This window comes from Pseudomonas sp. SED1, from assembly GCF_034044025.1.
Lineage (GTDB): Bacteria > Pseudomonadota > Gammaproteobacteria > Pseudomonadales > Pseudomonadaceae > Aquipseudomonas.
In genome coordinates this window covers 1-5,989 of sequence record NZ_JAXCIS010000024.1, presented here as the reverse complement: position 1 = coordinate 5,989, position 5,989 = coordinate 1, and the positions used below count along the sequence as shown (strand labels likewise).

The following is a 5,989-nucleotide window of genomic DNA, read 5'->3' as shown; positions in this document are numbered from 1 at the left end:
GGCACACCGAGCCCAAGCGAGGTGCCGAGTGGTGGGGCAAGAGCGTTTTGCTTACTTTTGCGCTGTTCAAAAGTGAGCCGCTGTAAGAGCGGAACCATACGCGGCCGTTACCTAAATAACGGATATGCCCCCAACCCCAAAGACGCATACGTCATCCAACGTATTCCCCGCCCAACCCCATCCCCACGAGACTGCTCCCACAGCCAAGCCACCTCCGGGAGCACCTCGATGACCGACACCCTGATCAAAGTCGACCTCAACCAACCCGTCACCGAAAACGAGCAAATCCACAACCGTTGGCACCCGGATATCCCGATGGCCTGCTGGGTCAAACCCGGCGATGATTTCATCCTCGAAACCTACGACTGGACCGCCGGCGCTATCAAGAACAACGACGACGCCAGCGACGTGCGCGACGTCGACCTCTCCACCGTGCACTACCTCTCCGGCCCGGTGGGCGTACACGGCGCCGAACCCGGCGACTTGCTGGTGGTCGACCTGCTCGACATCGGCGCCAAAGCCGACTCCCAGTGGGGCTTCAACGGCTTCTTCTCCCGCCAGAACGGTGGCGGCTTCCTCACCGATCACTTCCCCAGCGCGCAAAAAGCCATCTGGGATTTCAAGGGCATGTTCACCAGCTCCCGACACATCCCGGGCGTCAATTTTGCGGGCCTGATCCACCCCGGCCTGATCGGCTGCCTGCCCGACCCGGTGATGCTCGCCGACTGGAACCGCCGCGAACAGGAACTGATCGACACCAACCCAACCCGCGTCCCACCCCTGGCCAACGCCCCGCTGGCCGCCACCGCACACATGGGCAAACTCAAGGGCTCGGCTCGTGACGACGCCGCCGCCACCGGTGCCCGCACCGTGCCGCCCCGCGAGCATGGCGGCAACTGCGATATCAAGGATTTGTCCCGCGGTTCGAAGATCTATTTCCCGGTCTACGTCAACGGCGCCGGCCTGTCGGTGGGGGACTTGCACTTCAGCCAGGGCGACGGCGAAATCACCTTTTGCGGCGCCATCGAAATGGCCGGCTGGGTGCACATGAAGGTCGAGCTGATCAAAGGCGGTATGGCCAAGTACGGGATCAAGAACCCGGTGTTCAAGCCAAGCCCGATCACCCCGAACTACAAGAACTACCTGATCTTCGAAGGCATCTCTGTCGACGAACAGGGCCAGCAGCACTACCTCGACGTCAATGTCGCCTACCGTCAGGCCTGTCTGAATGCGATCAATTACCTGACCAAGTTCGGCTACTCGCCGGCCCAGGGCTATGCGCTGCTTGGTTCGGCGCCGGTGCAGGGGCATATCAGCGGCGTGGTGGACATTCCCAACGCCTGCGCGACGTTGTGGCTGCCGACTGAAATCTTCGAGTTCGACATCAACCCCAACGCCAACGGCCCGACCCAATTCCTCGACGGCAGCATCGACCTGCCCATCGCACCGGACCTGTAGCCATGCCGACTTATGAATACGCCTGTGAGTCCTGCGGCACCTTCACCATGCTGCGGCCGATGGCCCAGCGTCACGAGCCCAGCCAGTGTCCGTATTGCGACAGCCCCGGCGGGCAGTTGCTGCTGTCGGCGCCGGCGCTGACGACGCTGTCGGCCAGCCAGCGCAAGGCGATTGCCGGCAACGAGCGCAGCGCCCATGCGCCGCAAACCGTTGGTGAGTATCAGGAGTCGCGCAAGCACCCGGCAGGCTGCAGTTGCTGTGGCAGCAGTAAACCGGTGGTGCCAAGCAAGGCCAACCCGCTGGGGCTCAAGACCAAGACCGGGCCACGGCCCTGGATGATCAGTCACTGACCGAGGAGATTCGCAATGCGCCATGGCGACATATCCAGCAGCCCGGACACGGTCGGCGTTGCTGTCGTGAACTACAAGATGCCGCGCCTGCACAGCAAGGCCGAGGTCATCGATAACGCGAAGAAGATTGCCGAGATCATTGTCGGCATGAAGCAGGGTTTGCCCGGCATGGACCTGGTGGTGTTTCCCGAGTACAGCACCATGGGCATCATGTACGACCACGACGAGATGATGGCCACCGCCGCGAGCATTCCCGGCGAGGAGACGGCGATTTTCTCGGCGGCCTGTCGCCAGGCCAATACCTGGGGTGTGTTTTCCCTGACCGGTGAGCGTCATGAAGAACATCCGCACAAGGCACCGTATAACACGCTGGTGTTGATCAATAACCTGGGGGAGATCGTCCAGCGTTATCGCAAGTGCATTCCATGGTGCCCGATCGAGGGTTGGTACCCGGGCGACCGCACCTACGTGTGCGACGGACCCAAGGGTATGAAGATCAGCCTGATCATCTGCGACGACGGCAACTATCCGGAGATCTGGCGCGACTGTGCAATGAAAGGTGCCGAGCTGATCGTGCGTTGCCAGGGCTATATGTACCCGGCCAAGGAGCAGCAGGTGCAGATGTCCAAGAGCATGGCCTGGGCCAATAACTGCTACGTAGCGGTGGCGAATGCGGCGGGGTTCGACGGGGTGTATTCGTACTTCGGGCACTCGGCGATCATTGGTTTTGATGGCCGCACCCTGGGGGAGTGCGGCGAGGAAGAAATGGGCATTCAGTACGCCCAGTTGTCGGTGTCGCAGATCCGCGATGCGCGGGCCAACGACCAGTCGCAGAACCATCTGTTCAAGCTGCTGCACCGTGGCTACACCGGCATGCATGCCTCGGGCGACGGGGACAAGGGCGTGGCAGATTGTCCGTTCGAGTTCTATCGCACCTGGGTGCTGGACGCGCAAAAGGCCCAGGAAAATGTCGAGGCATTTACCCGCAGCACCGTGGGCGTCGCTGAATGCCCGGTGGGGCAGTTGCCCCATGGCGGTATAGAAAAAGCGGCGGGTTGAGGCATGCGGTTTACCTTTGAGCCGGCTCAGGTCATGGCCTTGCTGCGCAGCCGTATCGTCGGCCAGGACGCGGCCCTGGCCCAGGTGGAAGGGCTGCTCAAGGTGGTTAAGGCCGACATCGGCGAGCGTGATCGGCCGTTGAGCGTCAACCTGTTCATGGGGCCTACCGGGGTCGGCAAGACGGAAATCGTCCGTCTGCTGGCCCTGGCCTTGCACGGCCGCGCCGACGGTTTTTGCCGTATCGACATGCACACCCTGGCCCAGGAGCATTACGCCGCCGCCCTGACCGGAGCACCACCAGGCTATGTCGGCAGCAAGGAGGGCATCAGCCTGTTCAACAGTGAGCTGATCCAGGGCAGCTACAGTCGCCCCGGCATCGTGCTGTTCGACGAGCTGGAAAAGGCCAGCCAGGAAGTGGTGCGCAGCCTGTTGGGCATCCTCGAAAACGGCCAGCTGACGTTGACGGGCGGCGCTCGTACGCTGGACTTTCGCAACAGCCTGATCTTCATGACCAGCAATATCGGCGCGCAACAGGCGCGCCGCCATCGACGGCGGTTTGCCCCGTTGCGCTGGTTGGGGCGCGGGGAGGCGGCGGTACTGGAGGACGCCTTGCACAGCCATTTCGAGCCGGAATTTCTCAATCGCATCGACCGTATCCTGATGTTCGAGCCCATCGACCATCAGTGGCTTGAAGCACTGCTTGAGGTGGAACTCTGCAAACTCAATCAACGCCTTGCGGTACAGCAGCGGTCGCTAGTGCTGGATGAGTCGGCACGGGCCTGGTTATGCCGCGACCATGACGTACGGTTTGGTGCCCGCGCCTTGGGCCGCCGATTGCGAGTAGAGCTTGAGCCGGCAATTGCCGAGTGCTTGTTGCGTGATCCAGGTGTGGGCTCCATGAGCACGTCCGTCATCAGCAATCATTTGGTGGTTTCGCAACGAGCGGCTTGCAACAAATAAAATTCAGGCTAATATGACCCGGGTAAAACAATATATTCCGGGTAAAAGTCATGAGCGCATCACATTGCACCGCCTTCCTTGGCCACCAACGCGTGGCCGCCGGCTCTTATGCCGACGTCGCCAAAAACCTGAAAAGTATCGACCTGTCGACCGGCAGTTTGTTGGTGTTTGATGACGCCAGCGGTGTTCAAGTCGACTATCCCTGGCCAGTCGGTTATGCACCCCAGCAGTCGACAGTCGCGGTGACGGAGGCCGAAGTGCCAGTGTCACCTACCGTAGGCCGCCCGAAGCTGGGCGTGGTCGCACGTGAAGTGACCCTGCTGCCACGGCATTGGGAATGGCTGGGGCAACAACGCGGCGGCGCCTCGGCGGCCTTGCGCCGGCTGGTGGATGAAGCGCGCAACGCCCATGCCGAGCACGATGAGCGACGCCATGCCAAGGAATCCAGCTATCGTTTCATGAGCGCCCTGGGCGGCGACCTGCCGGGTTTTGAAGAAGCCTCGCGGGCGTTGTTTGCCCAGGACGGCGCTGACTTTTCCAACAAGATTGCGCACTGGCCGGTGGATGTGAAGTTGTATCTGGCCTGGTTAACACGCAACGCTTTCCCTGCCTAATTGCATTGAGATCCGAACCTTCATGGAAGTCACCCAGCAACGCCCGTTGTGGCAGATCTACCTGATCTTTCTGGCACCCATGGTGCTGTCCAATTTCCTCCAGAGCTTTTCCGGCACGCTGAACGGGATCTATGTCGGGCAGATGCTCGGTACCCAGGCGTTGGCGGCGGTGTCTGGGATGTTCCCCATCGTGTTTTTCTTTATCGCCCTGGTGATCGGCCTGGGGGCGGGCGCTTCGGTGTTGATCGGCCAGGCGTGGGGCGCGCAGGAAACCTCGATGGTCAAGTCGATCACCGGCGCCACCCTGACCCTTGGCGCTCTGATCGGGGTGATCGCGGCGGTGCTGGGCAGCGTGTTTGCGCGCCCGGCGATGCAGGCGCTGGGCACCCCGGTGGATGTGCTGGATGACGCGGTGGGTTATGCGCAGATGATGATGCTGATCATGCCGCTGCTGCTGGTGTTCATCCTGTTCACCCAACTGCTGCGGGGCGTGAGTGACACGGTGTCGCCGTTGCTGGCGCTGGTGGTGTCGACCACCGTGGGCCTGTTGCTGACCCCGGCACTGATCAAGGGCTGGCTGGGTTTGCCGCCGATGGGTATTCAGAGCGCGGTGTTGGCAGGGTTGGTGGGTAACGCCCTGGCGATGACGTTTCTGGTGTTGCGGCTGCGGCATAAAAACCACGTGATGGCGCCGGACCGTGAGTTGATGGCGGCGTTGCGGCTGGACCGGGTGATTTTGGGCAAGGTGCTGCGTATTGGTCTGCCGACCGGGTTGCAGATGGTGGTGTTGTCGCTGTCGGAGTTGGTGATTCTGGCGCTGGTCAACAGCCATGGTTCCCAGGCGACGGCGGCGTATGGGGCGGTGACGCAGATCGTCAACTATGTGCAGTTTCCGGCGTTGTCGATTGCGATCACGGCGTCGATTTTGGGGGCGCAGGCGATCGGGGCGGGGCGGCTGGAGCGGATTGGGCCGATCCTGCGTACGGGGATTTTGATCAACCTGTGCCTGACGGGTGGGTTGATTGTGTTGGGGTATGGGTTGTCGCACTGGTTGTTGGGGTTGTTCATTACCGACGTGGATGCGCGGGTCAAGGCTGAGCATCTGTTGCATATCATGCTCTGGAGCATTTTGGTCTTTGGCTTCCAGGCGGTGGTGGGCGGGATCATGCGGGCCAGCGGTGTGGTGCTGGTGCCGGTGGGGATTTCGATCGTTTGCGTGTTGGGGGTGGAGTTGCCGGTGGCTTATCTGCTGAATGCGCGGTTTGGGTTGGAGGGGGTTTGGATGGCGTTTCCGGTGACGTATCTGGCGATGTTGGGGTTGCAGACGGCGTATTACCGGTTGGTTTGGCGGCATAAGCAGATCAAGCGGTTGGTGTGAGGTTTTTTTGGGGGGGGGCGGGGAGTACATATCCGTTATTTAGGTAACGGCCACTTAGGGTTCCGCTCTTACAGCGGGTCACTTTTGAAAAGCGCAAAAGCAACCAAAACGCTCTGCCCCGCCTGTCGGCGCCTCGCTAGGGCTCGGCGTTCCCTCACTCCGGCATTGCT

6 protein-coding genes are annotated in these 5,989 nt (G+C 61.4%); all 6 read left to right on the top strand.

Features of this window, described 5'->3' with window-relative positions:
• The first annotated feature begins 228 nt into the window (after positions 1-228).
• From fmdA to SNL23_RS03695, 6 genes are read left to right on the top strand one after another with little or no spacing between them, the layout of a single operon-like run.
• Positions 229-1,458 (top strand): formamidase, encoded by a 1,230-nt coding sequence (fmdA, locus tag SNL23_RS03720; protein ID WP_076016701.1) that lies wholly within the window; start codon positions 229-231, stop codon positions 1,456-1,458.
• A 2-nt stretch (positions 1,459-1,460) separates the two neighbouring features.
• Positions 1,461-1,808, top strand: a complete 348-nt coding sequence (locus SNL23_RS03715; RefSeq protein ID WP_076016702.1) for an FmdB family zinc ribbon protein — start codon at positions 1,461-1,463, stop codon at positions 1,806-1,808.
• 15 nt (positions 1,809-1,823) lie between these two features.
• Complete coding sequence (locus tag SNL23_RS03710) at positions 1,824-2,867, top strand: aliphatic amidase (protein WP_076016703.1); 1,044 nt, start codon at positions 1,824-1,826, stop codon at positions 2,865-2,867.
• A 3-nt stretch (positions 2,868-2,870) separates the two neighbouring features.
• Positions 2,871-3,827 carry an AAA family ATPase gene (locus tag SNL23_RS03705; protein WP_318301641.1) on the top strand — a complete coding sequence of 319 codons (957 nt, stop codon included), beginning with the start codon at positions 2,871-2,873 and terminating at the stop codon, positions 3,825-3,827.
• 50 nt (positions 3,828-3,877) lie between these two features.
• Complete coding sequence (locus tag SNL23_RS03700) at positions 3,878-4,441, top strand: DUF2239 family protein (protein WP_318301640.1); 564 nt, start codon at positions 3,878-3,880, stop codon at positions 4,439-4,441.
• A gap of 22 nt (positions 4,442-4,463) precedes the next feature.
• A complete protein-coding gene (locus tag SNL23_RS03695) occupies positions 4,464-5,819 on the top strand; it encodes an MATE family efflux transporter (protein WP_076016706.1) in 1,356 nt (451 codons plus the stop codon).
• Positions 5,820-5,989 lie beyond the last annotated feature (170 nt).